At 42.4% G+C, this 26,396-nt stretch carries 28 protein-coding genes; 19 read left to right on the top strand and 9 right to left on the bottom strand.

Translation table 11 applies throughout. The features are described 5' to 3' along the window. The first annotated feature begins 506 nt into the window (after positions 1–506). The 3 genes from pdhA (at position 507) to D5F11_RS13620 (ending at position 2,906) form a co-directional block, all read left to right on the top strand. Positions 507–1,577 (top strand): pyruvate dehydrogenase (acetyl-transferring) E1 component subunit alpha, encoded by a 1,071-nt coding sequence (gene pdhA, locus D5F11_RS13630; protein WP_120116800.1) that lies wholly within the window; start codon positions 507–509, stop codon positions 1,575–1,577. After that, positions 1,574–2,572 carry an alpha-ketoacid dehydrogenase subunit beta gene (locus tag D5F11_RS13625; protein ID WP_120116801.1) on the top strand — a complete coding sequence of 333 codons (999 nt, stop codon included), beginning with the start codon at positions 1,574–1,576 and terminating at the stop codon, positions 2,570–2,572. The genes pdhA and D5F11_RS13625 overlap by 4 nt, the downstream gene beginning before the upstream one ends. A gap of 106 nt (positions 2,573–2,678) precedes the next feature. Next, positions 2,679–2,906, top strand: coding sequence for a hypothetical protein (locus tag D5F11_RS13620; RefSeq protein ID WP_120116802.1), 228 nt, complete (start codon positions 2,679–2,681; stop codon positions 2,904–2,906). Between the two features lie 113 nt (positions 2,907–3,019). On the opposite strand, the gene D5F11_RS13615 is transcribed toward D5F11_RS13620, so the two are convergent. From D5F11_RS13615 to D5F11_RS13605, 3 genes are all read right to left on the bottom strand, one after another. Beyond that, positions 3,020–4,318: an NCS2 family permease gene (locus D5F11_RS13615; RefSeq protein ID WP_120116803.1), complete on the bottom strand. Its 1,299-nt coding sequence runs from the start codon at positions 4,316–4,318 to the stop codon at positions 3,020–3,022. Between the two features lie 63 nt (positions 4,319–4,381). Further along, a complete protein-coding gene (locus D5F11_RS13610) occupies positions 4,382–5,380 on the bottom strand; it encodes an inorganic phosphate transporter (protein WP_120116804.1) in 999 nt (332 codons plus the stop codon). 14 nt (positions 5,381–5,394) lie between these two features. Further along, complete coding sequence (locus D5F11_RS13605; protein ID WP_120116805.1) at positions 5,395–6,015, bottom strand: DUF47 domain-containing protein; 621 nt, start codon at positions 6,013–6,015, stop codon at positions 5,395–5,397. A gap of 163 nt (positions 6,016–6,178) precedes the next feature. Between D5F11_RS13605 and D5F11_RS13600 the strand changes: the two genes are divergently transcribed. The 3 genes from D5F11_RS13600 to D5F11_RS13590 all read left to right on the top strand — a co-directional run bounded on the left by D5F11_RS13600 (position 6,179) and on the right by D5F11_RS13590 (position 7,895). After that, positions 6,179–7,009, top strand: a complete 831-nt coding sequence (locus D5F11_RS13600) for an aldo/keto reductase (RefSeq protein ID WP_120116806.1) — start codon at positions 6,179–6,181, stop codon at positions 7,007–7,009. Positions 7,010–7,235: 226 nt separating this feature from the next. Next, a complete protein-coding gene (locus D5F11_RS13595; protein ID WP_126646591.1) occupies positions 7,236–7,424 on the top strand; it encodes a hypothetical protein in 189 nt (62 codons plus the stop codon). Between the two features lie 66 nt (positions 7,425–7,490). Next, entirely contained in the window at positions 7,491–7,895 is a 405-nt protein-coding gene (locus D5F11_RS13590) for a DUF5365 family protein (protein WP_120116808.1), read from the top strand. A 25-nt stretch (positions 7,896–7,920) separates the two neighbouring features. Here the strand turns inward: D5F11_RS13590 and D5F11_RS13585 are convergent, their stop codons facing one another. From D5F11_RS13585 to D5F11_RS13575, 3 genes are all read right to left on the bottom strand, one after another. Continuing rightward, positions 7,921–8,388, bottom strand: coding sequence for a thioredoxin family protein (locus tag D5F11_RS13585; protein ID WP_120116809.1), 468 nt, complete (start codon positions 8,386–8,388; stop codon positions 7,921–7,923). Beyond that, positions 8,385–8,828 carry a disulfide oxidoreductase gene (locus D5F11_RS13580; RefSeq protein ID WP_126646590.1) on the bottom strand — a complete coding sequence of 148 codons (444 nt, stop codon included), beginning with the start codon at positions 8,826–8,828 and terminating at the stop codon, positions 8,385–8,387. Before D5F11_RS13580 ends, D5F11_RS13585 begins: the two co-directional genes overlap by 4 nt. Positions 8,829–8,970: 142 nt before the next feature. Further along, positions 8,971–9,222 carry a YhdB family protein gene (locus D5F11_RS13575; protein WP_120116810.1) on the bottom strand — a complete coding sequence of 84 codons (252 nt, stop codon included), beginning with the start codon at positions 9,220–9,222 and terminating at the stop codon, positions 8,971–8,973. 203 nt (positions 9,223–9,425) lie between these two features. On the opposite strand from D5F11_RS13575, the gene D5F11_RS13570 reads away from it, so the two are divergent. Further along, positions 9,426–10,835 carry a SpoVR family protein gene (locus D5F11_RS13570; RefSeq protein ID WP_120116811.1) on the top strand — a complete coding sequence of 470 codons (1,410 nt, stop codon included), beginning with the start codon at positions 9,426–9,428 and terminating at the stop codon, positions 10,833–10,835. A gap of 75 nt (positions 10,836–10,910) precedes the next feature. Here the strand turns inward: D5F11_RS13570 and D5F11_RS13565 are convergent, their stop codons facing one another. After that, positions 10,911–11,201 (bottom strand): hypothetical protein, encoded by a 291-nt coding sequence (locus tag D5F11_RS13565; protein ID WP_120116812.1) that lies wholly within the window; start codon positions 11,199–11,201, stop codon positions 10,911–10,913. A gap of 108 nt (positions 11,202–11,309) precedes the next feature. Here D5F11_RS13565 and D5F11_RS13560 point away from each other — a divergent pair, with 108 nt between their 5' ends. The 10 genes from D5F11_RS13560 (at position 11,310) to tatC (ending at position 20,754) form a co-directional block, all read left to right on the top strand. Further along, entirely contained in the window at positions 11,310–11,495 is a 186-nt protein-coding gene (locus D5F11_RS13560; RefSeq protein WP_126646589.1) for a hypothetical protein, read from the top strand. An 87-nt stretch (positions 11,496–11,582) separates the two neighbouring features. Then, positions 11,583–11,879: a metal-sensing transcriptional repressor gene (locus tag D5F11_RS13555; protein WP_120116813.1), complete on the top strand. Its 297-nt coding sequence runs from the start codon at positions 11,583–11,585 to the stop codon at positions 11,877–11,879. Positions 11,880–11,914: 35 nt separating this feature from the next. After that, complete coding sequence (locus tag D5F11_RS13550) at positions 11,915–14,308, top strand: heavy metal translocating P-type ATPase (protein WP_120116814.1); 2,394 nt, start codon at positions 11,915–11,917, stop codon at positions 14,306–14,308. Between the two features lie 21 nt (positions 14,309–14,329). Further along, on the top strand, positions 14,330–14,539 hold the full coding sequence (gene copZ / locus D5F11_RS13545; RefSeq protein WP_120116815.1) for a copper chaperone CopZ: 210 nt from the start codon (positions 14,330–14,332) through the stop codon (positions 14,537–14,539). 669 nt (positions 14,540–15,208) lie between these two features. Further along, positions 15,209–15,853 carry an SDR family oxidoreductase gene (locus tag D5F11_RS13540; protein WP_120116816.1) on the top strand — a complete coding sequence of 215 codons (645 nt, stop codon included), beginning with the start codon at positions 15,209–15,211 and terminating at the stop codon, positions 15,851–15,853. A 19-nt stretch (positions 15,854–15,872) separates the two neighbouring features. After that, positions 15,873–16,808, top strand: coding sequence for a dipeptidase (locus D5F11_RS13535; RefSeq protein ID WP_120116857.1), 936 nt, complete (start codon positions 15,873–15,875; stop codon positions 16,806–16,808). A gap of 129 nt (positions 16,809–16,937) precedes the next feature. Then, on the top strand, positions 16,938–17,681 hold the full coding sequence (locus D5F11_RS13530; protein ID WP_120116817.1) for a gluconate 2-dehydrogenase subunit 3 family protein: 744 nt from the start codon (positions 16,938–16,940) through the stop codon (positions 17,679–17,681). A 13-nt stretch (positions 17,682–17,694) separates the two neighbouring features. Beyond that, positions 17,695–19,404 carry a GMC family oxidoreductase gene (locus tag D5F11_RS13525; protein ID WP_120116818.1) on the top strand — a complete coding sequence of 570 codons (1,710 nt, stop codon included), beginning with the start codon at positions 17,695–17,697 and terminating at the stop codon, positions 19,402–19,404. A 304-nt stretch (positions 19,405–19,708) separates the two neighbouring features. Further along, the gene (gene tatA, locus D5F11_RS13520) at positions 19,709–19,900 is read left to right on the top strand and encodes a twin-arginine translocase TatA/TatE family subunit (RefSeq protein WP_120116819.1); all 192 of its coding nucleotides are present in this window, start codon (positions 19,709–19,711) and stop codon (positions 19,898–19,900) included. A 17-nt stretch (positions 19,901–19,917) separates the two neighbouring features. Then, positions 19,918–20,754 (top strand): twin-arginine translocase subunit TatC, encoded by an 837-nt coding sequence (tatC, locus tag D5F11_RS13515; protein ID WP_120116820.1) that lies wholly within the window; start codon positions 19,918–19,920, stop codon positions 20,752–20,754. Between the two features lie 42 nt (positions 20,755–20,796). Here tatC and D5F11_RS13510 read toward each other — a convergent pair whose 3' ends face one another. Together D5F11_RS13510 and D5F11_RS13505 are read right to left on the bottom strand one after the other, a co-directional pair. Beyond that, positions 20,797–21,492: a GNAT family N-acetyltransferase gene (locus D5F11_RS13510; protein ID WP_120116821.1), complete on the bottom strand. Its 696-nt coding sequence runs from the start codon at positions 21,490–21,492 to the stop codon at positions 20,797–20,799. 11 nt (positions 21,493–21,503) lie between these two features. Continuing rightward, entirely contained in the window at positions 21,504–22,613 is a 1,110-nt protein-coding gene (locus D5F11_RS13505; RefSeq protein ID WP_120116858.1) for a mandelate racemase/muconate lactonizing enzyme family protein, read from the bottom strand. 84 nt (positions 22,614–22,697) lie between these two features. On the opposite strand from D5F11_RS13505, the gene D5F11_RS13500 reads away from it, so the two are divergent. Together D5F11_RS13500 and D5F11_RS13495 are read left to right on the top strand one after the other, a co-directional pair. After that, positions 22,698–23,978 carry a transcriptional regulator gene (locus D5F11_RS13500; protein ID WP_120116822.1) on the top strand — a complete coding sequence of 427 codons (1,281 nt, stop codon included), beginning with the start codon at positions 22,698–22,700 and terminating at the stop codon, positions 23,976–23,978. A 234-nt stretch (positions 23,979–24,212) separates the two neighbouring features. After that, positions 24,213–26,396 carry a malate synthase G gene (locus D5F11_RS13495; RefSeq protein ID WP_120116823.1) on the top strand — a complete coding sequence of 728 codons (2,184 nt, stop codon included), beginning with the start codon at positions 24,213–24,215 and terminating at the stop codon, positions 26,394–26,396.

The raw sequence follows: 26,396 nt of genomic DNA, 5'->3' as shown, positions 1-26,396 counted from the left end.
AAAGCGCTTCACTTCTGTTTGAGATGACGAAACCCTTTTTCAAGAGTGAGAAAGGAAAGCGATTAACTTCATTCAGCAGAAGTCTCCCACTTCTGTAAGTGGTGAGATGAATGTATATTGATATTCCATTCAGTGGGGGTTCAAACCCCGGCTGAATAAAGTTAAATCCTCCGGCGGATGCCACAGATTTTCAGAGGAAATTTATCGAGCGGAGCTCGATAAAATCTGAGCGCAAATACGCCAAGGCGCATTTGATTTAAATATTAGTAAGAAGACGTATTCGCTTTGTCCAATTCAGTACGGGGATGGGATTGCACGGAGTTAATGAACGGTGTGTGACGAAAGATAATTCCATTTATGATTCCTTTTTTACTGTAAAGTGGCCAACTGCTTCTGTGAGCAAAAAATCCAACCGAGAAAAAACAGTTTCTTTGCAAAATCATCCCACTGAAAAGGCAGATCAAGCATTAAATCCGTGTGATCATTCTACCTAAAGGAGGAGTAGCATGGAGGAAAAATTTGCTAAGGTCGTTTGTATAAACGGAGATGGGACTCTTGTAAATAATGAATTGAAAAGCGATTTGACTGAGGAGCTTACAAAAAAATTCTATCGCCAAATGGTTATAATGAGGACGTTTGACAGGAAAGCGATCAATATGCAAAGGCAAGGACGACTCGGAACTTATCCTCCGTTTGAGGGGCAGGAAGCAGCCCAGGTCGGCAGTGCGTATGCTTTGAGCCCTGATGATTGGATATTTCCGACATACAGGGATCATGCAGCTACGATAACATTCGGAATGCCGCTTGATAAGGTGCTGCTTTATTGGAACGGTAGAGCGGAGGGATGCATTCCTCCAGAAGGAAAAAAGATTTTTCCACCGGCTGTACCTCTCGCCACCCAACTACCGCATGCAGCAGGAGCCGCTATGGCAGAGCAATACAAAGGAACCGACAATGCAGCTATTGTTTATTTTGGAGAGGGCTCTACTTCTGAAGGGGATTTCCATGAAGGGATGAATTTCGCAAGCATTTTCAAGGCTCCGGTCATCTTTTTTAACCAAAATAATAAATATGCAATCTCAGTCCCAATCGAGCGCCAGATGAACTCCCGGACAATTGCCCAAAAAAGTGTAGCCTATGGTATACCGGGTGTTCGGATTGACGGAAATGATGTGTTTGCCGCCTATTTTGAGACGAAGAAGGCTTTAGAAAGGGCACGAGCGGGGGAAGGGCCGACTCTGATCGAAGCAGTTACTTGGAGATACGGCGCCCATACAACAGCAGATGATCCGACAAAATACCGGGATCAGTCATTGAGCGAGCAAAAAAGGGAAGAGGGAGATCCCATTTTAAGGCTGGAGAGGTTTATGAAAATTGAGGGTATTTGGGATGAGAAATGGAGTGAATCGATCCAAGAAGAGGCGAATGAGACGATTGAAGAGGCTGTCAAAACAATGGAGGCGTATCCGGAAGCTGATGTGAATGATTTATTTGATCATGTATTCGAGGAGCACACGTGGACGATCCAGGAGCAGAAAGAACAATATCTTGACTATTTGCGAGGTGTCCAATCATGACCATTTCAGCACCTGCTTCTCAAAAGCTAACATTGGTCCAAGCGGTGACCGATGGGTTAAGGACAATGATGAAGGAACGGGAAGAAATCATTTTGATGGGGGAAGACATCGGGGTCAACGGTGGTGTGTTCCGGGCAACCGACGGATTGATTGAAGAATTTGGAGAGCGAAGGGTCATAGATACCCCCATCAGTGAATCTGGAATTGCGGGAACCGCTATCGGTATGGCGGTCAATGGCCTAATTCCAGTGATAGAAATGCAGTTTCTCGGATTCATTTATCCCGCTTTTGAACAGATTATGACTCACGCAACGAGACTCAGAATGAGAACGAACGGTTATTTTCATGTTCCACTTGTTATCCGTGCACCCTATGGAGCAGGCATCCGTGCCCCAGAAATCCATTCCGATAGTGTCGAAGCATTGTTTACTCACATGCCGGGAATCAAAGTGGTTTGTCCGGCAAACCCCTATGATGCAAAAGGATTGCTTATTGCCAGTATTGAAGATCCCGACCCAGTTCTTTTCCTCGAGTCAATGAGGGTCTACAGAGCATTCAGGGAAGATGTACCGAAAGAGAAATATACTGTGGAAATCGGTAAAGCAAAGAAACTATCGTCTGGAGATGATGTAACCGTAATCGCATGGGGAGCAATGGTTCCGGTTGCAGTTCAGGCTGCGGAACAAGTGAAAGAAAAGGGGATTTCCTGTGATGTATTGGATTTACGGACACTGTATCCGCTTGACCGTGATGTGATTGCAGAGTCGGTACAAAAAACCGGAAGGGCGGTCATCGTACATGAAGCCCATGCAACAAGTGGATTGGGCGCGGAAATTATCGCATTAATCAATGATACTTCCTTTCTCTATTTAAAATCTCCGGTCGAAAGGGTTACTGGTTTTGATGTACCGGTTCCGCTCTATTCATTAGAACAGCACTATTTGCCGACAGTTAATCGTGTAGTGAAAGCAATTGAGAAAACACTCCACTTTTAAATTAATAATCATAATGAAAAAGTCTAATCGCCGAAGATTAGACTTTTTGTATTCAGATTTTTTTAACTTCATTCAGCAGAAGTCTCACACATCTGTAAGTGGTGAGATGAAAGCATATTGGTATTCCATTCAGTGGGGGTTCAAACCCCGGCTGAATAAAGTCAAAGCCTCCGGCGGATGCCACAGATTTTCAGAGGAAATTTATCGAGCGGAGCTCGATAAAATCTGGACGCAAATACGCCAAGGCGCATTTGATCCCCCAAAAGGTGTATCGGGAAAAGGAAAGTCTATAAGCAGATATGAAATTGATGTAACTCAAAGACCAGGTCTCTAACCATCACCACCAATCTCCCAAAAAAGATGAGCACACAAAAAAAAGATCATCAACCTAATGATGATCTTTTTGGCATGCTCCACTTCTTTCTTCATGTATCTTAGCACTTTTTTCTAATGTGGGATAAACGCCAATTGATAGAAAAACAATACCGCAAAAATATAGACAAGCGGATGCACCTCACGCCATTTCCCTTTGGCGATTTTCAACAAAGGGTAGGAAATAAATCCAAGGGCAATGCCTGTAGCAATACTTGACGTCAGCGGCATGCTTAAAATAATTAAAAACGCAGGGAATCCTTCGTCGATTTTTTTCCAATTAATTTCGGAGATCGCTCCCATCATGAGGCTTCCGACTATGATTAGAGCAGGGGCCGTAATGGCAGATAGTCCTGAAACCGCACTGACAAGCGGTCCGAAGAAAGCGGCGATGATAAACAGGGCAGAGACCGTCAAAGTTGTTAAACCTGTCCGGCCGCCGGCGGCGACCCCTGAAGACGATTCGATATAAGCGCTTGTCGGACTTGTCCCGAACATGGCTCCCACTGTTGTAGCAACTGAATCTGCAAGCAGGGCCTGACGTGCACGTGGAAAAGAGTTCCCTTTCATCAATCCCGCTTGTTGAGCAACCCCGATCATCGTACCTGTTGTGTCAAAAATGGTAACCAGTAAGAACGAGAAGACGACGGCGAAAAGAAAGTGTTCGAAGACATCACCAAATGCAGCTATTGGATTTGTAACAAGCAGGCCTTCCGGCAAGGACGGTTTTTCGATAAAACCATGCTCAAATGACAATTGGCCAGTGAAATAAGCAACGACTGCCGTAATGATCATACCAATAAATAATGCTCCATGTACATTAAGTGCCATCAAAATAAGGGTAACCGCGAGACCTAGCAAAGCGAGCAATACTCCAGGAGAGTGAAGATCGCCCAAAGCCACAAGATTTGTTGGGTGCGCGACAATGATTCCGGTTAGTCTCATACCGATAAATGCTATGAACAACCCTATGCCCGCTGTAATTCCGTGCTTCAAATTGGCCGGTATCGCTTCAATCAAGATTTTGCGGAAAGGTGTCAAAGATAAAATGATAAAGATTACACCTGCGACAAATACAGCGGCGAATGCAATCGTATAAGATATATTATGTGCTCCTACAACAGAGTAGGCAAAGTAAGCATTCAATCCCATGCCCGGCGCTATGGCAATCGGATAATTGGCGGCGAGTGCCATCCATAGTGTTCCAATAACAGTGGCAATGATGGTAGCTGTAAAAACCTGCTCGAAAGGAACGCCAGCTTCTTTTAAAATGATCGGGTTGACAACCACTATGTAAACCATTGTCAAAAAAGTTGTGAACCCTGCCAAAATTTCTGTTTTAACATCTGTTTGGTTCTCTTTTAATTTGAACATATGAAACCTCCGATTAGGGATTAACAGTCAAAAGGCAATCCTGGAAAAAGGATTGCCCGGCATTTATATAAAAATATTTAAAAGGTAATACGTAAGTGCCGACAGCAAAATGGTAATCGGCAGTGTGATGAACCATGTAACGATCATCGTTTTGGCTGTGTCCCATTTGACGCCTCTTACACGGTGAGACGAACCAACCCCTAGGATGGACGACGAAATGACATGGGTGGTACTTACTGGTAAGTGAATGTATGTCGCACCAAATATGATCAAGGCTGAACTCAAATCTGCTGCAACCCCATTTACTGGACGAATCTTCATAATTTTACCGCCAACAGTTTTGATGATCTTCCACCCGCCGACGGAGGTACCCAGACCCATTGCGGTTGCACAGGAAATCTGAACCCACAATGGAATGTCTGTCGTCGTATGAAGGTTGTTGGCAATAAGGGCCATTGTGATAATCCCCATCGCTTTTTGGGCATCGTTCATGCCGTGGGTATAGGCCTGCAAAGAAGCGGTCATTATTTGAAAGTAGCGGAATCGTTTATTGGTTTTCGCCAGATTCAAATTTTTGAAGCTGGTTTTGAAAATCGAATAAATGATAAAGCCTACGACAAACGCGATAATAGGTGAAAAAATTAATGCCTCAAGAATTTTGGTAAATCCTTTGAAGTTAATCGAAGCCAATCCCGCTGATGCAATTGCTGCTCCGGCAATCGATCCTATCAACGCATGTGAAGAACTGCTCGGAATACCAAAATACCAGGTAATCAAATTCCAGGCGATTGCCGAGATCAAAGCAGCCATGATAACGATCGAACCATTTTGTAAAGTGAAAGGATCTACTATATCTTTAGTGATAGTCTGAGCAACCCCTGTAAAAGTCATCGCTCCCAAAAAGTTCATTACAGCAGCAAGGACAATGGCTACACGCGGTCTTAAGGCCTTGGTAGAAACAGCCGTTGCAATAGCATTTGCTGTATCATGAAAACCGTTAATAAAGTCAAAAGAAAGAGCGAGAATAACGATCAATATAGTAATCAGTAATAATGAATCCATAAGTTAAGACTCCCTTAAGCGTTTTTCATCACAATGCTCTCAAGTGTGTTTGCGACGCTTTGGCAGTCGTCCGCAATCTGTTCCATATGCTCATACACTTCTTTATATTTAATTAACTGAATAGGATTGGTCTCTGTAGCAAATAAGTGTGTCATGGACTCGCGGAGCACATCGTCGCATATTGATTCATATTCTTTGATCTTGATTGCGTGCGGACGGACTTCCGGAAGCTTTTTACTAAATAGCAAACCGATGGAAATCTCAATTTCAATTGCACAATTGCGGATAGTTTCCACAAATTTGACCATATATTCATCAGCTTTAACAATGTGGTACATTTCAAACAGTCCGGCTGTATGCTCCATGCCATCAAGCACATCATCCATGATCATGGACAGGTCCCAAAGATCTTCGCGCTCTATCGGGGTAATGAAGGAGTTGTTCAATTCTGTGATCATTTCGTGAACAAGTGAATCCCCGATGTTTTCGTATTCCTTCATTTTTTCTGCGAAGATTTTTGTATCATCAGCATTGCCAAGTTTATAGTCGGCGAAATAATCAGCACTCACTTTCAAGTTTGCCGCAATTTTCTCCAATAATGTAGCAAATTTGTCTTTTTTCCTGTTAAAGACCATTTTTAAATTCCCACCCTTTTCCAAGGTTATTATACCAAACGATTTTATTTTAGCTCATTTTGAAGAAAGTTAAAAGTTTCTGTCGAATAAATATTGTGAACAAATTATTCGTTTTAAGTATGGAAAACGGATACAATGATAGAAAATGGAGGAGGGACTGCGAATGATCAAGACTTTGCAAGATGTAAAAAACCTGCATAATGGTGTAAAAATGCCATACATAGGACTCGGTGTTTATCAGATGACTGAGGAGGAAGAAACGGCAGAAGCCGTAAAGTTTGCCATTGAGCACGGTTACAGATCCATTGATACTGCCCATATTTATGGGAATGAGCAAACAGTCGGAAGAGCAGTCAAAGAATCAGGAGTTCCCAGGGAAGAACTTTTTATCACCACAAAGGTCTGGAATACCGACCAGGGGTATGATTCCACGATGAAAGCATTTGAGCAGAGCATGAAAAAGCTGGATATGGAATATCTAGACCTGTATCTTGTTCATTGGTCTGTAAAAGATAAATACAAGGAAACATGGCGCGCTCTAGAAAGGCTGTATGATGAAAAAGTGGTGAAAGCCATTGGGGTGTGTAATTTCCAAATTCATCACTTGGAAGACCTTGCAGCTAACAGTAATGAAAAGCCGGTTGTGAATCAAGTGGAGCTACATCCGCGGCTAACACAGGAGCCATTGAGGGAGTATTGCCAGCAGCATGAGATTGCGATTGAGGCATGGTCTCCAATTGCGCGCGGCCGTCTCTTGGAAGAACCATCATTGAAGCACCTTGCTGATAAGCACGGAAAAACTACAGCACAAATCATTTTGCGCTGGCATTTACAAAACGGCCACATTATTATTCCAAAATCAGTACATGAAGAGCGGATTCGTGAAAATACCGACTTGTTCGATTTTGAACTATCGATGAGTGACATGAATGAAATCAACGCGTTAAATATGGATGAGAGGTTTGGACCAGATCCTGACAACTTTAATTTCTAGAGGAGGTTCAAAAAGTCATCAAATAATAAGCGGAAAATCTCTTCATCGGCTTGTTTCTGTGCTGCTCATGTATCTAAAAGCATACATTCCGCTGCGTAAAACAAGCCGCTTCGACCTTTTTGCTTCTAGTCTGGTAACTTTTTGAACACGCACTAATAAAAGGGGGCGAAAAGGCCTCCTTTTTAAATTCATTCAGCAGAAGTCTCCCACTTCCGTAGGTGGTGAGATGAATGCCTATTGGTATTCCATTCAGTGTGGGTTCAAACCCCGGCTGAATAAAGTCAAAGCCTCCGGCGGATGCCACAGATTTTTAGAGGAAATTTATCGAGCGGAGCTCGATAAAATCTGGGCGCAAATACGCCAAGGCGCATTTGATTTGAAAAAAACTCCATTTTATTTCCTGCCATTACCATGAAAACAAGGATTTAACGTGTGTTATCCTTAAAGAACCTATTATTAATTTTAAAGGCAGGGTCAGGTAATGAGAGTGGTTTTTGCGGCAAGCTTAGAACAGAAAGAGATGATCAGCAATCTGATTGACCATCTTTATCATTCCATATTTCCTTTATATTTTGAAGAAGCGGCGATAAACGAATTCGTCCGTGGGGAGGTATTGAAAACTCCTGGTGAGCGGGAGGAATGGCTGGAGACTGCAAACGATGCATTTCAAATTATTGCCGCACTTCAGGTGATTATTTCTTTACTTGAATTGAACTCGCTCCCCATTGATCACTCAGAGTATAAGAGAATTTTCACTCGAAATAAACGTATTTTGGAGCGTTTTGATATTTCTTTTCCATTTACCTATTACCAGTTTTCTGTACTACATAGACCTGAAATGGCGTTTTCCATGTTTTCTAGAGCTGCAAATGAATATTTGATATAAAAAGGACCGGCAAAAAATGCCGGTCCTATTTTACGTTTTCTTTTAACCAAGCTTCAATATCATCCTGTGTATGCGCACCAACAAGTCGTGCATACTCTTCACCGGCTTTGAAGTGCATTAGTGTAGGGGTGGATTTGATTTTGTAAGGTGCACCTTCAACATCAAATTCAAGCAGATTAAATTGATATACGTCGACACCGACCTTTTTGGCAGCAGGAATTAATTCAGGTGTTGTATTCATACAGTGTGAGCACTCAGGACTGAAGAAATAAACAGTCACGTCTTCTTTTTTATCCAGTTTTTTCTTCAATTCATCAGGTAGAATAATGTTCTGATATAAAGGATCATCCAGCAACGCTATAGTTGAAGGTTTGAGCTCCTCTTTCTGATATACATTTCCTTCCGATTGCTTTGTCTGCTGCCATTTGGTCAGACCTGCTATACCGGCGAATAAAGCAATAATGACTACTAAAAAAATAATTAATTTCTTCATCTACGATCCACTCCCTTGGTCATTCTCAATAACAACAAACTAATAGCAAGAATCAGAATAAAAGCAATAAGGGCCAAAAAAGGTATGGTGACAAAGCCAAACCAGTTTATGTATTGTCCTGTGCATGGAACACGGCCGCACGCCGGCGCTCCGGAGGTGAAAAAAGGTACTTTCTGGATTAAATAATGATAAAAGGAAAGGCAAAATCCGATTCCGGAAAAGACTGCCGAATATAAGGCAATGCCGTAATTTTTTTTGACTGAAGCGATTCCTAGCAGGATTGTTAACGGGTACATTAAAATCCTTTGGTACCAGCAAAGCTCACAAGGCTCAAATTGTTTGATTTCGGAAAAATATAAGCTCCCGAGAGTAGCAACAACAGAGATAGCCCATGCAAAAAAAAGAAAATTTTCCTGAGTTTTTTCTGATTTCGATTCCATCTGATCAACTGCCTTTATTATGTTTCAATAAGAATTATCTTGATTATAGTATTAAACCGATATAAATGTAAAAAATATGTACTTGCAGCAGGATTGTTAAAGTTTTATGTATGCGGCTGCCGACGTTTCCGGCAGCCGCTGATCATATGGGTGTAAGAGGACATTCCTCAAAAATATCACTGTTATCTGTAACTAACGCCGCATGCTCCAAAAAACGGAGCAAAGAAAATAACTGGCGTTCAATCAGTGAATAGTCCTTGGAAAAGTAATACGCATGCAAGAAGCGTTCAATTCTTTTTGAGAGCATATCGTCTTTTGTCCTGACCATCAGAACGATTAAATTATCCCATTCGGAACGGTGGGTATAATATAGCGCGCGATCATAGTCCAACAATGAACTCCCTCCTTTTTAGGAGTTGCTTTTAGTATTGGCGGCAGGAACTAGAAACTTTGGTGTAAATGTTGACATTGTTAAAAAGGCGGTTTGTCAATTCATGATAGGCATATAAATGGGGTGAAGGGGTAAAATAAAACTTTAGCTCCTTCATGATTGCCCTTCTTTCTTCATACATTGTGGATAAGGGAGGGGAATAGCCGATGAGTGCGGATGCGAATACATTGGAATATGCGATAAAAGAAATCACAGAAATTGCCAGCGGATTCGGACTTGATTTTTATCCTATGCGTTATGAAATTTGCCCCGCAGATATCATTTATACATTTGGAGCTTACGGAATGCCGACTCGTTTTTCCCATTGGAGCTTTGGAAAGCAATTTTTTAAAATGAAGTTGCATTATGATTTTGGTTTGAGCAAGATATATGAACTTGTTATTAACTCAAACCCTTGCTATGCTTTTTTGCTGGATTCGAATACACTTATTCAGAACAAGCTCATCGTTGCTCATGTTCTTGCCCATTGTGATTTTTTCAAAAATAATGTGCGTTTCAGTAATACTAAACGGGATATGGTTGAAAGCATGGCTGCAACCGCGGAGAGAATCAGGCAATATGAAATTGAACATGGAAGGCAGGAAGTCGAGGAATTTCTAGATGCTGTCCTTTCGATAGAAGAGCATATTGACCCTTCTTTGATTCGACCATCAATCGATTGGAAAGTGGATGAGGATGAGTGGGAGGAAGAGGAGGAGAAAATAGTATCAGAATTTGATGATTTGTGGGATTTGGATGATCAACAGCCTAAGAAAGAGAGGAAAAAGCGGAAGAAAAAGTTTCCGCCGCAGCCAGAAAAAGACCTGATGCTCTTTATTGAACAATACAGCAGGGAACTTTCTGATTGGCAGCGAGACATCTTGACGATGGTTCGGGAAGAAATGCTTTATTTCTGGCCGCAGCTAGAAACGAAAATCATGAATGAAGGCTGGGCTTCCTATTGGCATCAAAGAATTATCAGGGAAATGGATTTATCCAGTGATGAAGCAATTGATTTCGCAAAACTGAATGCTGGAGTTATTCAACCATCAAAAACGAGCATCAATCCTTATTACATCGGGTTGAAAATTTTCGAAGATATTGAGGATCGCTGGGATCATCCGGATGACGAGTTGAAAAAACAGGGGGTCAAACCTGGTTCGGGAAGAGAGAAAATCTTTGAAGTGAGAGAGCTTGATTCAGACATCTCCTTCCTTCGAAATTATCTTACAAAAGATCTTGTTTTGAAGGAAGACATGTATTTATTTCAGAAACAGGGGCGCGATTATAAAATTGTCGATAAAGATTGGAAGGAAGTCAGAGATCAGCTTGTCAATATGAGGGTCAACGGGGGATTTCCATACTTGACCATCAATGACGGTGATTACATGAAAAATGGAGAATTGTACATCAAACACTCTTATGAGGGAGTAGAATTAGATTTGAAGTATTTGGAGAAGGTTCTCCCTTACATTTATCGGCTTTGGGGAAGGTCGGTTCATTTGGAGAGTGTCGTGGAGAATCGCCCAATGATTTTCAGCTATGAAGGCAGGAATGTCCAAAGAAAATTTTTATAATACTTAAATGGGTACTGCAAGATTGATTGGCTGCCATTCATCATATAGGCCGGGTGCATCACTTATGCACCCGGCTTATTTTTTGTTTTGATCTGATTTTCTATAGGTATGCCATGATGTTTTCAATGATGCATATACGCCAACAGCTGCATTTCCGTAAAAAAATCCCATAAAGATGGCTCCCCAAAAATTGAATCGATGAGCAATGAAAAGGGCAAATACTAATCCGAGAATATTGGCAACGGTTGGTATGAGAACTCGGGGGACTGGAAGCAGGATCTTGATGATCTGGGTGGCAATTAACACTACCGGGACTGCGATAACGGCGTCCCAAAAATTTGTATGTATGACCGGAAATGGTTCCATTAAATCACGCCTTATCATTTAATATTAGATAGTATTTCCTTAAAAGAGAATGATATTAGAAATTTTAACTTCATTTAGCAGAAGTCTCCCACTTCTGTAAGTGGTGAGATGAATGCATATTGGCATTCCATTCAGTGGAGGTTCAAACCCCGGCTGAATAAAGTTAAAGCCTCCGGCGGATGCCACAGATTTTCAGAGGAATTTACCGAGCGGGGCTCGATAAAATCTGGTTGTAAATACGCCAAGGCGCATTTGATAATGGATGCTAAGAGAAGGCTTTTTCCGCCCTGTTAGCATTTTTCAAAATTCTAAGATGAAGAACTTGATTTTTATACTGTACGGGGGTATCGTATAAGTAAATTGGTGGAACGGAGGGATTTTATGAGTGAAAGCCTGAGGCATGTCCACAGAAATCCAGATGAAAAGAAAATGCTTCAAAATCGATTAAAGAGGATTGAAGGCCAGGTACGTGGAATTCAGAAAATGGTGGATGATGACCGCTACTGTGCAGATATACTTATTCAACTGACTGCAGTTAGCTCGGCGTTGAAGCAGGTCGGCTTAACGCTTCTTGAAAAACATACGCATCATTGTGTGGCTGATGCAATAAAGTCCGGGGACGGAGACGATGCGATCGAAGAGCTGATGAAGATTGTTAATCAACTGGTCAAGACATGACTTAATCCACAAATCTGGTGAAAGGAGGGCCTGAAATGACAAACAAGACATTAGACATACCCATAGAAGGTATGACATGTGCAGCTTGTTCAAACCGAATTGAAAAAGTTTTGAACAAAATGCCGGGAGTCGAAGCGAATGTCAATCTTGCTCTGGAACGGGCATCTGTAACGATTCTAGATGAGCAAGTATCAGCTCAGGACATAGCCAAGAAAATAGAAGATCTCGGTTATGGCGTAAAAAACGAGCAGCTTGATTTAGATATATATGGAATGACTTGCTCAGCCTGTTCTACAAGGATTGAAAAAGTACTTAATAAAATGGACGGGGTCCAAATAGCAACAGTCAATCTTGCTGCGGAGACCGCTTCTGTAGAGCTTGAGCAGGGGGGAGCTTCCGCTTCGGACATTATCGAAAGAATCCAAAATCTCGGATATGATGCCAAAGTGAGGACAACACAGGAAGAAAAAGCAGAAGTCAAGTCGAAGGAATATGAAAAACAAAAAAAGAAATTCATTCTTTCTGCCCTCTTCTCCTTTCCATTGCTCTATACAATGCTGGGACATTTGCCTGGCAACTTAGCACTTCCAGTGCCGGCAATCCTAATGAATCCTTTGCTTCAGTTCATATTAGCAGCGCCAGTCCAATTTTATATCGGCAGGCAATTTTACAGAGGTGCCTATAAATCACTAAGAAATAAAAGTGCTAATATGGATGTGCTCGTGGCGCTTGGTACATCGGCCGCCTTCTTTTACAGTGTACTTGAAGGAGTCCGTTCATGGATGCACCCGGGATATGAACCGCACCTGTATTTCGAAACAAGTGCAGTGCTGATTACGCTAATACTTCTTGGCAAGATGTTTGAAACGAGAGCTAAAGGGAGAACCACCGAAGCTCTTTCACATTTATTAAGCCTTCAGGCGAAAAACGCAAGTGTCCTGAAAGGGGAAGAAGAACAGCAAATACCGGTGGATGAGGTAAAACCAGGGGATATTATCGTTGTACGGCCGGGTGAAAAAATTCCAGTTGACGGAGAATTGATTTTCGGTGAAACATCCATTGATGAATCGATGCTCACAGGAGAATCCATCCCGGTGGAAAAGCGGCCGGGCGATGCAGTCATTGGAGCAACAATTAATGAACATGGTATGATTCGAATAAAGGCAACAAAGGTCGGAAAAGAAACGGCTCTTGCAGGAATTATTAAAATCGTCGAAGCAGCTCAGGGCAGTAAAGCTCCCATTCAAAGGATTGCGGATATAATATCCGGGGTGTTTGTTCCGATTGTTGTGGGTATTGCCATCCTTACCTTCTTGGCCTGGTTTTTCATCGTAGAACCAGGGAGCATTGAAAAAGCCCTGGAGTCTTCAATCACTGTTCTTGTCATTGCTTGTCCTTGCGCCCTTGGACTGGCTACTCCAACATCGATCATGGTAGGATCGGGAAAGGGAGCGGAAACAGGCATCCTGTTCAAAGGCGGCGAGCATTTGGAAATGGCACATAAAGTGAATGCGGTCATATTGGATAAGACAGGGACCATCACGGTGGGAAAACCATCTGTAACAGACATTGATTGTAATGATGAGGATGTTCTTTCTTATCTTGTTTCTGCTGAAAATGCCTCTGAACACCCATTGGCAGACGCTATAGTCCGGTATGGTAAAGAGCATGGCGTAGAAATGAAGCAGGTAACAGATTTTCAGGCAATTGCTGGGCATGGAATCAAAGCTGTGATTGATGGACACCAAGTGTTGATCGGAACAAGGAAGCTGATGAGCGACAACCTTGTTTTATATCAAGAAAAGCTGAAAGAGGTTGAAGAACTGGAGAACCTTGGAAAAACGGTCATGTTTATTGCTGTAGATGGAAGTTTATCAGGAATAGTGGCAGTTGCAGATACTGTGAAAGACCATGCAAAAGAAGCCGTCAATCGTTTGAAACAAGAAGGCATTGAAGTCCTGATGCTGACAGGAGACAATGAAAGAACAGCAAAAGCGATTGCAGATCAGGTCGGTATTGATCAAGTATTTGCAGAAGTATTGCCTGAACACAAAGCGGAAAAAGTAAAGGAATTGAAAGCTCAAGGGAAAGTGGTGGCGATGGTAGGGGATGGAATTAACGATGCCCCGGCACTTGCATTGGCGGATGTGGGTATTGCTATTGGAACTGGTACCGACGTTGCCATAGAGGCTGCCGATCTCACAATTTTAGGCGGGGATTTGATGCTGATTCCAAAAGCATTTCGCCTCAGTCATGCGGTAATGAGAAATATCCATCAAAACTTTTTCTGGGCCCTTGCTTATAATTCTGCTGGAATTCCAATTGCAGCGGCTGGGCTGCTTGCTCCGTGGGTTGCTGGAGCCGCAATGGCATTCAGCTCGGTTTCGGTGGTTTCTAATTCACTTCGTTTAAAAAGAATTAAATTATAAATAAATCAGGAGGAGATTGAAATGCAAGAAACAGTTTTAAAAGTGGAAGGAATGACATGCGGGCACTGCAAACAATCCGTTGAAAAAGCATTAACCGTACTTACGGGTGTTGAAAAAGCCGAGGTGGACTTGGCTCAAGGAACTGTAAAAGTATCCTATAATCCCTCCGAAACGGATACCGATAAAATGAAAGAAGCGGTAGAAGATCAAGGATACGATGTTCGTGTATAGATTGCAGGAAATAACCTCCGTTTAGGGGGTTATTTTTTATTGATGTATAGGAAATTATAAAATTCTATGCTTGTGTATAACTTGTTTGTCAGATTGTGCTGCGTCCAGCTCCAGCGCCTATCGACTAGCAGACTTCGCGCCTCCTCCTACGATAAGTCAACATCGGCTCCGACGGACAGGACGTCCTAGTGCAAGCGAAGCGACAGGATGTCGTGTTTTGAGCCTGCCTTCGTCGCCGTGTTGTCTGGCTGCGAGTGCCATCGACTCGAGGTCATAAGCCAATCGCTGCTGAAGGCAAACTACACCTTCTTCAGCGCTCGTCTTATGCTTGTCGCCGATAAGCAGGCACTCTCGCACTTCGTGTTTCCTTTATCTCGTTGGAGTCACTCCAGTCTGTACGTCGATGAACAGGCGCTTGCGCTTTTGTTCTGAGAAACCATGTAACATCTGTAAAATTGACAACTTTTTTGATCAGTTTGTAAGTCGATAAACAGGCGTTTGCACTTTTTTTCAATGGCATTAAGAAAACAAAAGGAGAAAATGTTAGCGTAAGCCACTTTCTTAAGGTAGAATTCGATTAAGGACAATCAGATTATTTAGTTAAATTGAATGCGTTATATCGTATCAATGCTCTTTGAATGGGAAAATGGCATAAGGGAGTGACCATGAATGAAAGTATTGGTTGTCGGCTCTAATGGTCAAATTGGCCGTCATATAATGAATTTGTTAAAGGAAAGTAAGGACCATACTGGGGTTGCAATGGTAAGAAAAGGAGAGCAGGCAGAAGCCTTCAGGGAAAAAGGGATGGAAGCCATAGTGGCGGACTTGGAAAATAGCGTGAAAGATTTGGCAGAAGTGATGAAGGGATACGATGCTGTCATCTTTACAGCAGGGTCCGGTGGCCATACAGGAGCAGATAAAACTCTGCTTATTGACTTGGATGGAGCGGTCAAAACGGTGGAAGCTGCTGAAAAAGCAAGGGTAACTCGCTTTATTATGGTCAGTGCTTTTCAAGCAAATAATCGGGAAAATTGGAATTCGAAAATCAAGCATTACTATGCTGCCAAGCACTATGCAGACAGAGCTTTGATGCAAAGTGGACTGACCTATACCATTGTTCGGCCCGGAGGTCTTGTGAACGAGACAGGAACAGGCAAAGTCTCAGCAGGGGAAATGACTGAGCGGGCCACCGTTCCACGAGAAGATGTGGCCAAAACAGTTGTCGATTGTCTGCAAGAAGCACATACATACAACCGGTCGTTTGATCTTGTTTCCGGAGATACTCCAATTGAAGAGGCATTAATAAGAATTTAATCGAAATGGTGTGGTGCATGTGAATATTATCGATCTTCATTGTGATGTTTTATGGAAATTGTGGGAAAGCAAAGGGAAGATTCGTTTCGCTGATTCCCCTGAGCTTGACGCAAATAAGGAACGTTTACAAAAAGGGAATGTGAAAGTCCAGTGTTTCGCTGTTTTCGTTTCCCCTGAGCTTAAGTCAAACGAGCAATTCCAAACGGCTCTAGAGCAAATCAATTATTTTTATACAGAAATCTTGGAAAAAAACCCCGACATCATACAGATTAGAGATTGGAAAGATGTTCTGGATTTGAAACCCGGTCAAACAGGGGCTGTATTAACACTTGAAGGTGTGGATTGTATTGGCAATGACCTTCAGAAACTCAGCCTTTTAAATCATATGGGGGTTCGTGCAGTAGGTCTTACTTGGAATTATGGCAATCTGGCAGCGGATGGGGCAGAGGAGCTGCGTGGCGCGGGTCTTACAATGTTTGGAAAACAAGTCGTTCTCTTGAATAATCAACGAAAGATGCTTACAGATGTGTCCCATTTAAGCGAAAGAGCCTTTTGGGATGTGATGGAGCTGGCGGATTATCCGATAGCGAGTCATTCAAATGCAAAGGCATTATGTAATCATCCAAGAAATTTGACAGATAAGCAGGCTGAGGCACTTTTTGCCAAAAACGCGATGGTTCATGTTGTATTTTACCCTGAATTTATAGCGGAAAAAGAAATAGTGACAATTTCTGATCTCATCAAGCACATCGATCATTTCTGCTCGATTGGGGGCGTGCGCCACATCGGATTCGGCTCTGACTTTGATGGGATTGATCGACATATTAGCGGACTGGAAAATGCATCTCAATATCAAAATCTAATAAATGAGCTTTTAAAATATTACTCGGAGGATCAGGTGCGGGGATTCGCTGGCCAAAACTTCTTAGAAACTGTTTCAAATTGGAAAATTTGATTGGCACTTGGAATATATGAAAAACGTTAAAAAAAGAATGAAAAAAAACCGTTATGGGAAACATAAGTCCCAAGCGGTTTTTTTATTTGTTGTTTCTATTTTATATTGGAAGATAAGGAGGCTGTTTAGATGTCGGAAAAAGATAAAGGACTAACGCGCCGCGACTTTCTGAAAACTTCTGGAATCGCTACAGGTACCTTGATTGGAGGCGGCCTGCTTGGTGGGTTGATCGGATATAACGCCAACAAGCAAACCGAAAGTGCGCGAAAGGAGAGCAAAGGCAAAGACAAGTCCAGCCCAAAAGGATTGCAGTTCTTCAAGAATTATAATGACTTTGATGTTTTATCACAAGCAACCGAACGGATTTTTCCACAGGATGATTTAGGCCCCGGGGCCATCGAACTTGGCGTCCCATATTTTATTGACAATCAACTAGCTGGAAGCTATGGATTGAACGCAAGGGAATATATGCAGGGGCCGTTTGATATTGGAGAAGCCACCCAAGGGTATCAAAGCCCGCTCAATCGGCAGGAGGCTTTTTTATTGGGGCTCAGAATGATGGAAAAAGAAGCACAGAATCGTTATAAAAAAGGTTTTGCTAGTCTAGAAAGCAAACAAATGGATGAAATATTAACGGACTTTCAAAAGGGAGAAGTAAAAATGGATGGAATCACGTCGGACTTCTTCTTTAAACTGCTTAGATCGGCAACGTTGGAAGGAGCCTACTCTGACCCGATTTATGGAGGCAATAACAATATGGATGGCTGGAAGATGAAAAACTTCCCGGGTCATCAGGCAGCCTATATAAACGTCGTGGATAGTGACAAATTTCAGAAAATCAACCCTAAATCTTTGGCGACTATGGATCATTAAAGGAGTTGAGGACATGGCTAAAACGTTGGATAAGGTGGATGTTGTAACCGTAGGAGTAGGTTGGGCCGGAGGGATTGTAGCGGCCGAATGTGCAAAGGCTGGGTTGAAAGTGCTAGGCCTGGAACGTGGGGAAAGAAGGGGAACACAGGACTACCAGCGGATTCATGATGAGTATCGGTATGCTATCCGTTATGATTTGATGCAGGATTTGTCAAAAGAGACCGTCACCTTTAGAAATACCCGAAAACAGAAAGCGCTCCCAATGAGGCAGATGGGCTCATTTCTTTTGGGGGAAGGCCTTGGTGGCTCGGGAACCCACTGGAATGGATGGACTTTCAGGTTTTTGCCATATGACTTTGAAATCAGAAGCATGACAGAAAAGAAATATGGAAAAGGAAAAATTCCAGACGGATTTCTGCTCCAGGATTGGGGTATTACATATGATGAGATGGAGCCTTACTTTGATAAATTTGAAAAAGCAGCCGGGATCTCTGGAGAAACAAATCCGCTTGGAGGGAAAAGGTCCAATGATTACCCTACTCCTCCTATGAAAAAGACGCCTATACTTCAAAAGTTCGAAAAGGCGGCGAAAGACAGGGGATATCATCCATATATGCTACCTTCGGCAAATTTGTCCGAAACCTATGAAAATCCTGACGGACAAAAGATTTTTGCCTGTCAGTATTGCGGGTTTTGTGAGAGGTTCGGCTGCGAATATGGTGCTAAATCATCTCCTGAAATAACGGTTATTCCGGCAGCGGAAAAGACCGGCAATTATGAAGTACGGACAAACGCCAATGTCGTCGAGATTTTGAAAAAAGGCGATAAAGTCACAGGGGTCAGATATATCGATACAAGCACACGGAATGAATATATTCAGCCTGCAGATATAGTAGTCTTAACAAGCTATGTTCTAAACAATGCCAAGCTGCTCATGGTTTCTGATATCGGAGAGCAGTATGACCCGGACACAGGAAGAGGTACACTTGGACGCAACTATTGTTATCAAATGAATGCTGGAGCGACAGGCTTATTTGACGATCAGATGAATACTTTCATGGGTGCAGGAGCACTCGGTATGTATATGGATGATTTCAATGGCGACAATTTTGACCACAACAAAGAAGACTTTCTTCACGGAGCGGGCATCTGGATTACGCAGTCAGGGTCTAGACCGATTGTAAGCAATCCAGTCCCACCAGATGTTCCACTCTGGGGCGAAGAGTTCAAGAAGGCGTCCATTCACTACTACACTCGGACACTTTTTGTGGGGGGGCAGGGGGCATCTCTGCCGCATAAGGAAAACTATTTGTCGCTTGACAAGACTTATAAAGATGCTTACGGTTTGCCGCTGTTACAGATGACATATAATTTTACAGATCAAGACCGTGCATTGCATAAATTTGCAACAGAAAAATCTGCTGAATTAATAAAAGATATGGGAGCTAAAGAAGTGGTCCCTACCAACGTATTGACCGATTATGATATTGTTCCATACCAGACAACACATAACACGGGCGGTACGACAATGGGGGCGGATCCTGCTATAAGTGTTGTGAACAACTATTTGCAGCATTGGGATGCCGATAATTTATTTGTTGTTGGGGCTGGGAACTTTGCACATAACAGCGGTTATAATCCGACAGGCACCGTTGGAGCGTTAGCCTATAGATGTGCGGAAGGAATCGTTAAATACAGCAAGAAAGGCGGAAGCCTTGTTTAACTTCATTCAGCAGAAGCCTCCCACTTCTGTAAGTGGTGAGATGAATGCATATTAGTATTCCATTCAGTGGGGGTTCAAACCCCGGCTGAATAAAGTTAAGGCCTCCGGCGGATGCCACAAATTTTCAGAGGAAATTTATCGAGCGGAGTTCGATAAAATCTGGGCGTAAATACGCCAAGGCGCATTTGATTTTCCGGAGTCTCTCAGAAGGGCTTTTCAGGACGTCTTAGCTTCTTCTTGTGAACTAGTAGCATGAAGACGTCCTGTTCGTTTCAAACGGAACATAAAAAGGAGGCTGGTTAGGATGGGAATCTCACAGATTGGTGTACCTGGCCTGATTATCATTTTGGTCATCGTACTGATTATTTTCGGGCCGAAAAAACTTCCGGAAATTGGGGGAGCCATGGGAAAAACATTATCCGAGTTTAAAAAATCTACTCGGGAAATCATGGACGAAGGTGAAACAGCAAAACAAGAGAACCATAAAGAGACTTGACTTAGAGGGTGCATTGTATGGGACAAGTTAAGAAACAGAATAGAAAAATTCTCAGTCCCTTGGACAAAAAGCCTGAAGACCTTGATATGGATCGTCCTTATTACCAGATTGAGAAACAAGAAGAAGGATCGAATGGAGAAGCTTTAGTTGAACATTTATCCGATCTTCGCAAGCAGTTGATCAAGAGTCTTGTTGTATTTGTCCTATTCCTAATACTCGTTTTCACAACGATGAATTTCTGGTTTCCTTTTGTGACAAAAGGGAATGAGCTTGTTGTTTTCGGTCCTTTCCAAATCATCAAGTTTTACACTTCCGTTTGTGTGACTCTTGCGCTTGGACTGTCCCTGCCGTTTTTCGTTCATTTTATTTGGCAATTTGTCAAGCCGGGTTTGAAATCCACTGAAATTCGTTTTCTTGGATTATATTCACCGGCAATGTTTCTACTGTTCATTACGGGAGTCGCTTTCGGATACTTTGTTGTCAATCCTTTAAGCTATCATTTTTTAATGAACTTTGGTGCGATGAATTTTGATGTCATCGTTTCGGCTCAGGAGTATGTACACTTTCTGATTATGACAACAGTGCCGCTTGGCTTATTATTCGAATTACCGATTGTTGCTATGTTTTTGGCATCCATCGGTGTGCTGACTTCAGAAACGATGAAAAAGGTGAGAAAATGGGCGTATTTGGTCATCGCGGTTTTATCCGCTTTGATTACACCGCCAGATTTTATAAGTCAGTTGATGGTATTGATCCCGATGGCATTACTCTATGAAGCGAGCATCTATATTGTTGGAAGGATGGAAGCAAGACAGGCGTCTGCTCAACAAACAGAGGCTGTCTCAACTGAATGAGAACAAGCTCCAGGAAGACGATCTTCTTTCCTGGAGCTTGTTTTATTTCCCATAAACGACAACATACTCTCCTTCGCGCTTGTCCATTTTGAATCCACGCCAGCCTTTTTGGAGCAGGATTTGCTGGCTTTTGATATCACTCATGGCCAGTTCCGTTGTTTCAGTCCATTCACACGGGACATCCTTCCCAAGCTGTTTATAAAAGACATAACGCAAACGCCCTTCATATTTCTCTTTTAAGGCTGTAATCATCATGCCTTGGCTGAATTTGTCCTTCAGGCTTGGGATATTGAAAGGCATTACGGTGGCGCATATATATTTATATGTTTGTTCTTCTTTAGAAAGCTCTTGCATGATCAACTGTGCAAGTTGCTGTTGGAGGCGGTTGCCGCGGTAGTCCGGATGGACATTCGATATTTCTTGATAAATGACATCTTGAAGTTCATTTTTTTGCAAGCCGATATCAAGACCTAAATGGTCATCTGCATCAACAGAGGGAACCAAAAGAGCACGGAAGGCAATCAGTTTTTGATCAGCAAATGCACCAATAAGGATACCATTGCCGTCAGTGATAAATTGAAATTCTTCAAAAGACAGCGGCTGTAATATATCTTTATTCTCCAATGTTTGAACAACAATATCCTGCATAGCAAGAATCTGTGCAATATCACTTGTTGACAATCGGCGTATTTGATAGGGAATGCTATTTTTTAAAACTCCTTCAAAAAAATAGCTCATTACCTCACTCCTTAACGGACAACGTCCTTGAATTGTGTCAACTCCTCCAATATTTGCTCGTTGACTTTCACACCAAGCCCGGGCTCCTCATTGAGCTGAATGAAAGGGACATCATATGTAAGGTTTCCGATGTCTTTTGAAAACTTTAATGGTCCAGTCAATTCAACACTTGTGATGTTTTTCTTTGAAAAAGCAACATGAAAACCGGCGGCAGACCCGATGGATGATTCCACCATTGAACCCACCTGGCACTCAATACCGGCCATTTCAGCTTGATACGCAAGTTTTGCTGCTGGAAGAATGCCACCACATTTCATCAGTTTGATATTTACTTTATCTGCTGCCCGCTTTCGGATAATTTCTCGCAGTTCGCGGGGGCCTTTTATACCTTCATCAATCATGACAGGAATATCAGTTTTGGATTTGATTTCAACCATCCCGTCGATATCATCGGCGCTCACAGGCTGTTCTATCCAATCAATATTCAAATTTTTTAATGAACGCATGGCGACAAGGGAAGCAGCGCTGTTTTTCCAGCCTTGATTGACATCGACGCGAATGTTAATACCTTCTCCAACTTTTTCCCTCACAGCTTGAATCCGCTCAACATCTTTTTGGACAGCTGTACCGACTTTCATTTTAAAAGAGTCATAGCCCTGTTCTATCATAATAGCCGCCTCGTCAGCCATTTCTTGCGGCTCCGCGATACTTAGAACATGGGTGATAGGGAACTTTTCGTGATAACGTCCACCAATCAACTGGTAGACAGGCTGGCCAAGCTTTTTGCCAACAGCATCAAAACAAGCAATGTCCAAAGCGGCTTTTGCCGAAGGAACAGCATAAATCGTTTCGTTCATCAGATCATGCAGCTTTTCAAATTCCATCGGGTTTTTGCCGATCAACAGCGGGGCAAGAGTATGTTTTAAAAGGGAATACGTGCTTTCAAAAGACTCTCCGGTAACGTATTCGTCTGGCAAAGCTTCACCGTAACCTATAATTCCTTCATCTGTTTCTAATTTTAAGATGATAGTCGGCATATAATGATATGTGCCATAGCTCACAATAAAAGGGCTATGTAATGGCAAATGGACGGCATGAATATGTATGGCTTCGATTTTCAGATGAATCAATCCCTTCACTTTACAAATTAGAATTTCTTGAATAAAATTGTCGTTAAATAGTCGCTAAATCGAGGAGCGGATTCCATGGCTACAAAAATTGCGGTAATAGGACCAGCTGTTTTTATGCATAATATAACTCTTTTGGCCGAACAAATCAAGGATGTAGAAATTGTTCCTTACATATATTCGCAGCCGGAAGAATCAGATGCCATTACAAGAAATTTAAAACCTTGTGATATCGTGTTTTATTCAGGCGGTCTTCCGTACCATTTTTCCGTGGAAGCCAGGAAGCATTTGACGATTCCTTCCCTTTATATGGAACAGGATGAAATGACGATTGCAGTCTCCCTGCTTTCAATTGTCCATAATCAAAACATCACTCTGGAGCATTTGTCTGTAGATGTATTAGACGCTTCTTTTTTCTTGAATGTCCTGAAAAACATTGGAGCACCTGAGGCTAACCATCATGTCATTGACTTTGCTGGTATGCTGCCAGCAGGTTTTGATATAAACCAAATTGTCCAGTTTCATCAGGAGCTTTACAAGTCCGGCCAAACGAAAATGGCGCTGACAAGCATTTCTTCTGTCTACGATCAGTTGATGGAACTTGGGATTCCTGCGCAGCGGATGATCGATCCTTCCAAAGCGCTGATCCGGGGGCTTCTTAATGCAAAGGCGAAAGCTGAATTGATAAAAAAGAATGCTGCCATGATTGCTGTTTGCCACATGTCATTTCCTTCTTTAACATATCCCAACGCAAAAGTGGACAGTTTTGCCCGGTCTATTCAGGCCTCCGTCCATCAAAGGGCAGATTCCACTGTTTTACTTTTCTGTACTCGCGGGGATATTGAAAGCTTCATTCATACAGATAGTTTCCGCCAATTCCTGCAAAGCTGGGAGGGGGTTGCTACTGTCGGATTCGGTTATGGAGAGACAGCTTCAGATGCGGAGGAGCATGCGAAAATCGCTCAACGGTTTGCGGATCATGAAAAAACAAGTTGTGCTTATATTTTGACGGAAATGAAAGAATTGTATGGTCCTTATCCAGATGATGTAAAGTTTCAAAGCTTAGTAAATGTTCATCCGGAACTTGTGAAATTAGCCAAATCCATCAAAATTAGCCCAGCGAATTTATCAAAAATCATTCAATTCTCCCAATATCGCCAAACCCTTCAATTCACTGCAGCGGATTTATCCTCATATCTCCAGGTGACACGAAGGTCCGCAGAACGAATGATCAAAAAGCTAGTCGATCACGGTTCGATAAAAGTAGTCGGGGAGGAAATGACATACACGCAAGGACGCCCCCGCGCTTTGTATGAACTTGATATTCCAGTCTATAACTTTGGAAAAGAAAGCCCGTGAAGGACTTTCTTTTTTTATGCATTTGACTTGAAAGTCGTACAAAAAGACCCTGCGTTTTCCTTCAAAATAATTAAGAGAAACTTCTTTGATCAAATGTCATAAAATTCATTAATAAAAGATTAGTATAAAAAATGGCTTTTATTTTTGTTTGTATTGTTATATAATAATCGAAGTAACTTACACCTGATGTATAACACAAAGAGGTTTTTGCTTAGTACAGAGGAGGAGAGAGAGATGGAGGACTACCTGGATGTGAATGGACTGAAAGTGGCATCCATTTTGCACGAATTTATTGAAAAGGAGGCATTGCCTGATACCAGAGTTGATAGTAAAAGTTTTTGGAAGGGCTTTAGCAGTGTCATTGAAGATCTTGCGCCTAAGAACAAACAGCTTTTACAAACACGAAAAAATCTGCAGCTGAAAATCAATCAGTGGCATCAGGAAAACAGAGGACCTGTAGATTTGAAAAAATACAAATTATTTCTTAAAGAAATCGGGTATCTGGAAGAGCAGGTCGAAGACTTTAGCATCACAACGAAAAATGTGGATGAAGAAATTACTGCGCAAGCAGGTCCGCAGCTTGTTGTTCCAGTAAATAATGCAAGATATGCCATAAATGCCGCAAATGCAAGGTGGGGCAGCTTATATGACGCGCTTTATGGGACGGATGTGATTGATGAAGCTGATGGGGCGGAACTGGCAAGCGGTTATAACCCCATTCGAGGCCAAAAAGTCATTGATTACGGAAGAGATTTTTTGGATCAGATTTCCCCATTACAACAAGGTTCCCATCATGACTCTGTTCAATACAGCATTTCCGACGGTCAATTGATTATAGAACTGCGCGATGGCAAACGCGTGAAGCTCCAAGATCATCAGAAATTGGCTGGATTTCGGGGGAGCATGGATCATCCGAGTGCTATTTTACTTAAAAACAATGGTCTCCATGTTGAAATACAAATCGATTCGGAAGATCCAATTGGTCGGACTGATTCTGCTGGAATCAAAGACCTGCTTATCGAATCGGCCCTTTCTACCATCATGGATTGTGAAGATTCAGTTGCGGCAGTTGATGCGGAAGACAAAGTCCTTGTCTATAGAAATTGGCTTGGATTGATGAAGGGAACCATTCGCTCTGTATTTGAAAAAAATGGGAAAAACATTATCCGGGAGATGAATGAGGATCGAAGCTATACGTCACTGGATGGGATCGAATTTTCTCTGCGAGGCCGTTCACTCCAGCTTGTACGTAATGTAGGTCATCTGATGACGACACCAGCCATTTTAGATCAATCCGGGGAAGAAGTTCCTGAAGGCATTGTTGATGCTGTGATCACAAGTTTGATAGCCAAACATGATCTGCTAGGAAATACATCTCGGAAGAACTCTGAAAAAGGATCTGTTTATATTGTAAAGCCCAAAATGCATGGTTCCGAAGAAGTGGCATTTGCCAATGAGCTGTTTGATCGTATTGAGGATTTGCTTGGACTTGAACGAAATACGCTGAAAATGGGCGTCATGGATGAAGAACGCCGAACGTCATTAAATTTGAAAGCTTGTATCAAAGAAGCCAAAAATCGGATTGTCTTTATTAATACAGGATTCCTTGACCGCACTGGCGATGAAATTCATACCTCAATGGAAGCGGGTGCAATGATCAGAAAAAATGATATGAAAGGGTCCAGATGGTTAAATGCATATGAACAGTCGAATGTATTTTCTGGGCTTGAAACAGGGCTCCCGGGCCGTGCGCAAATCGGTAAAGGGATGTGGGCCATGCCTGATCAGATGAAGGCCATGACAGAGCAAAAAATCGGACATGTAGAAGCGGGGGCCAATACAGCCTGGGTTCCTTCCCCGACTGCTGCTACATTACATGCTTTGCATTATCATCAGAAGAATGTCTGGGAAATTCAGTACAACCTGTCTAAAGCAATCAAGGATGTAGAGGATGAAATGTTGGATATACCGCTTGCACCCAATCCTCATTTTACAAATGAAGAAATACAAGAGGAACTCGATAACAATGCTCAAGGAATATTGGGGTATGTTGTCAGGTGGGTAGAGCAGGGCATAGGTTGTTCAAAAGTTCCGGATATCCATAATGTTGGTTTAATGGAAGACCGCGCGACACTGAGAATTTCAAGTCAGCATATGGCTAACTGGCTTCACCATGGAATTTGTACCAAGGAGCAAGTTCTGGAAACGATGAAGCGCATGGCAGCCGTTGTTGATGAACAAAACGCCGGAGATCCGCTATATAGACCAATGTCGGCTAATTTTGACGAATCCGTTGCTTTCCAAGCTGCGTGCGATCTCGTATTGCTTGGAAGAGAACAGCCCAGTGGATATACCGAACCGATCCTTCATCGCCGCCGTCTGGAATTCAAGCAGAAGCTATCCATAAAGCAGTCTTAG

It is taken from the genome of Siminovitchia terrae, from assembly GCF_003605405.2.
In the GTDB taxonomy this organism is placed as follows: Bacteria; Bacillota; Bacilli; order Bacillales; family Bacillaceae_C; genus Siminovitchia; species Siminovitchia terrae.
Note: the sequence above shows the minus strand (reverse complement) of the source record. Positions and strands in the feature narration are given on the sequence as shown.

Coding starts and splice junctions, on each gene's coding strand:
- pdhA (WP_120116800.1), top strand. CDS start 507: ATGGAGGAAAAATTTGCTAAGGTCGTTTGTATAAACGGAGATGGGACT.
- D5F11_RS13625 (WP_120116801.1), top strand. CDS start 1,574: ATGACCATTTCAGCACCTGCTTCTCAAAAGCTAACATTGGTCCAAGCG.
- D5F11_RS13620 (WP_120116802.1), top strand. CDS start 2,679: ATGAAAGCATATTGGTATTCCATTCAGTGGGGGTTCAAACCCCGGCTG.
- D5F11_RS13615 (WP_120116803.1), bottom strand. CDS start 4,318: ATGTTCAAATTAAAAGAGAACCAAACAGATGTTAAAACAGAAATTTTG.
- D5F11_RS13610 (WP_120116804.1), bottom strand. CDS start 5,380: ATGGATTCATTATTACTGATTACTATATTGATCGTTATTCTCGCTCTT.
- D5F11_RS13605 (WP_120116805.1), bottom strand. CDS start 6,015: ATGGTCTTTAACAGGAAAAAAGACAAATTTGCTACATTATTGGAGAAA.
- D5F11_RS13600 (WP_120116806.1), top strand. CDS start 6,179: ATGATCAAGACTTTGCAAGATGTAAAAAACCTGCATAATGGTGTAAAA.
- D5F11_RS13595 (WP_126646591.1), top strand. CDS start 7,236: ATGAATGCCTATTGGTATTCCATTCAGTGTGGGTTCAAACCCCGGCTG.
- D5F11_RS13590 (WP_120116808.1), top strand. CDS start 7,491: ATGAGAGTGGTTTTTGCGGCAAGCTTAGAACAGAAAGAGATGATCAGC.
- D5F11_RS13585 (WP_120116809.1), bottom strand. CDS start 8,388: ATGAAGAAATTAATTATTTTTTTAGTAGTCATTATTGCTTTATTCGCC.
- D5F11_RS13580 (WP_126646590.1), bottom strand. CDS start 8,828: ATGGAATCGAAATCAGAAAAAACTCAGGAAAATTTTCTTTTTTTTGCA.
- D5F11_RS13570 (WP_120116811.1), top strand. CDS start 9,426: ATGAGTGCGGATGCGAATACATTGGAATATGCGATAAAAGAAATCACA.
- D5F11_RS13565 (WP_120116812.1), bottom strand. CDS start 11,201: ATGGAACCATTTCCGGTCATACATACAAATTTTTGGGACGCCGTTATC.
- D5F11_RS13560 (WP_126646589.1), top strand. CDS start 11,310: ATGAATGCATATTGGCATTCCATTCAGTGGAGGTTCAAACCCCGGCTG.
- D5F11_RS13555 (WP_120116813.1), top strand. CDS start 11,583: ATGAGTGAAAGCCTGAGGCATGTCCACAGAAATCCAGATGAAAAGAAA.
- D5F11_RS13550 (WP_120116814.1), top strand. CDS start 11,915: ATGACAAACAAGACATTAGACATACCCATAGAAGGTATGACATGTGCA.
- copZ (WP_120116815.1), top strand. CDS start 14,330: ATGCAAGAAACAGTTTTAAAAGTGGAAGGAATGACATGCGGGCACTGC.
- D5F11_RS13540 (WP_120116816.1), top strand. CDS start 15,209: ATGAAAGTATTGGTTGTCGGCTCTAATGGTCAAATTGGCCGTCATATA.
- D5F11_RS13530 (WP_120116817.1), top strand. CDS start 16,938: ATGTCGGAAAAAGATAAAGGACTAACGCGCCGCGACTTTCTGAAAACT.
- D5F11_RS13525 (WP_120116818.1), top strand. CDS start 17,695: ATGGCTAAAACGTTGGATAAGGTGGATGTTGTAACCGTAGGAGTAGGT.
- tatA (WP_120116819.1), top strand. CDS start 19,709: ATGGGAATCTCACAGATTGGTGTACCTGGCCTGATTATCATTTTGGTC.
- tatC (WP_120116820.1), top strand. CDS start 19,918: ATGGGACAAGTTAAGAAACAGAATAGAAAAATTCTCAGTCCCTTGGAC.
- D5F11_RS13510 (WP_120116821.1), bottom strand. CDS start 21,492: ATGAGCTATTTTTTTGAAGGAGTTTTAAAAAATAGCATTCCCTATCAA.
- D5F11_RS13500 (WP_120116822.1), top strand. CDS start 22,698: ATGGCTACAAAAATTGCGGTAATAGGACCAGCTGTTTTTATGCATAAT.
- D5F11_RS13495 (WP_120116823.1), top strand. CDS start 24,213: ATGGAGGACTACCTGGATGTGAATGGACTGAAAGTGGCATCCATTTTG.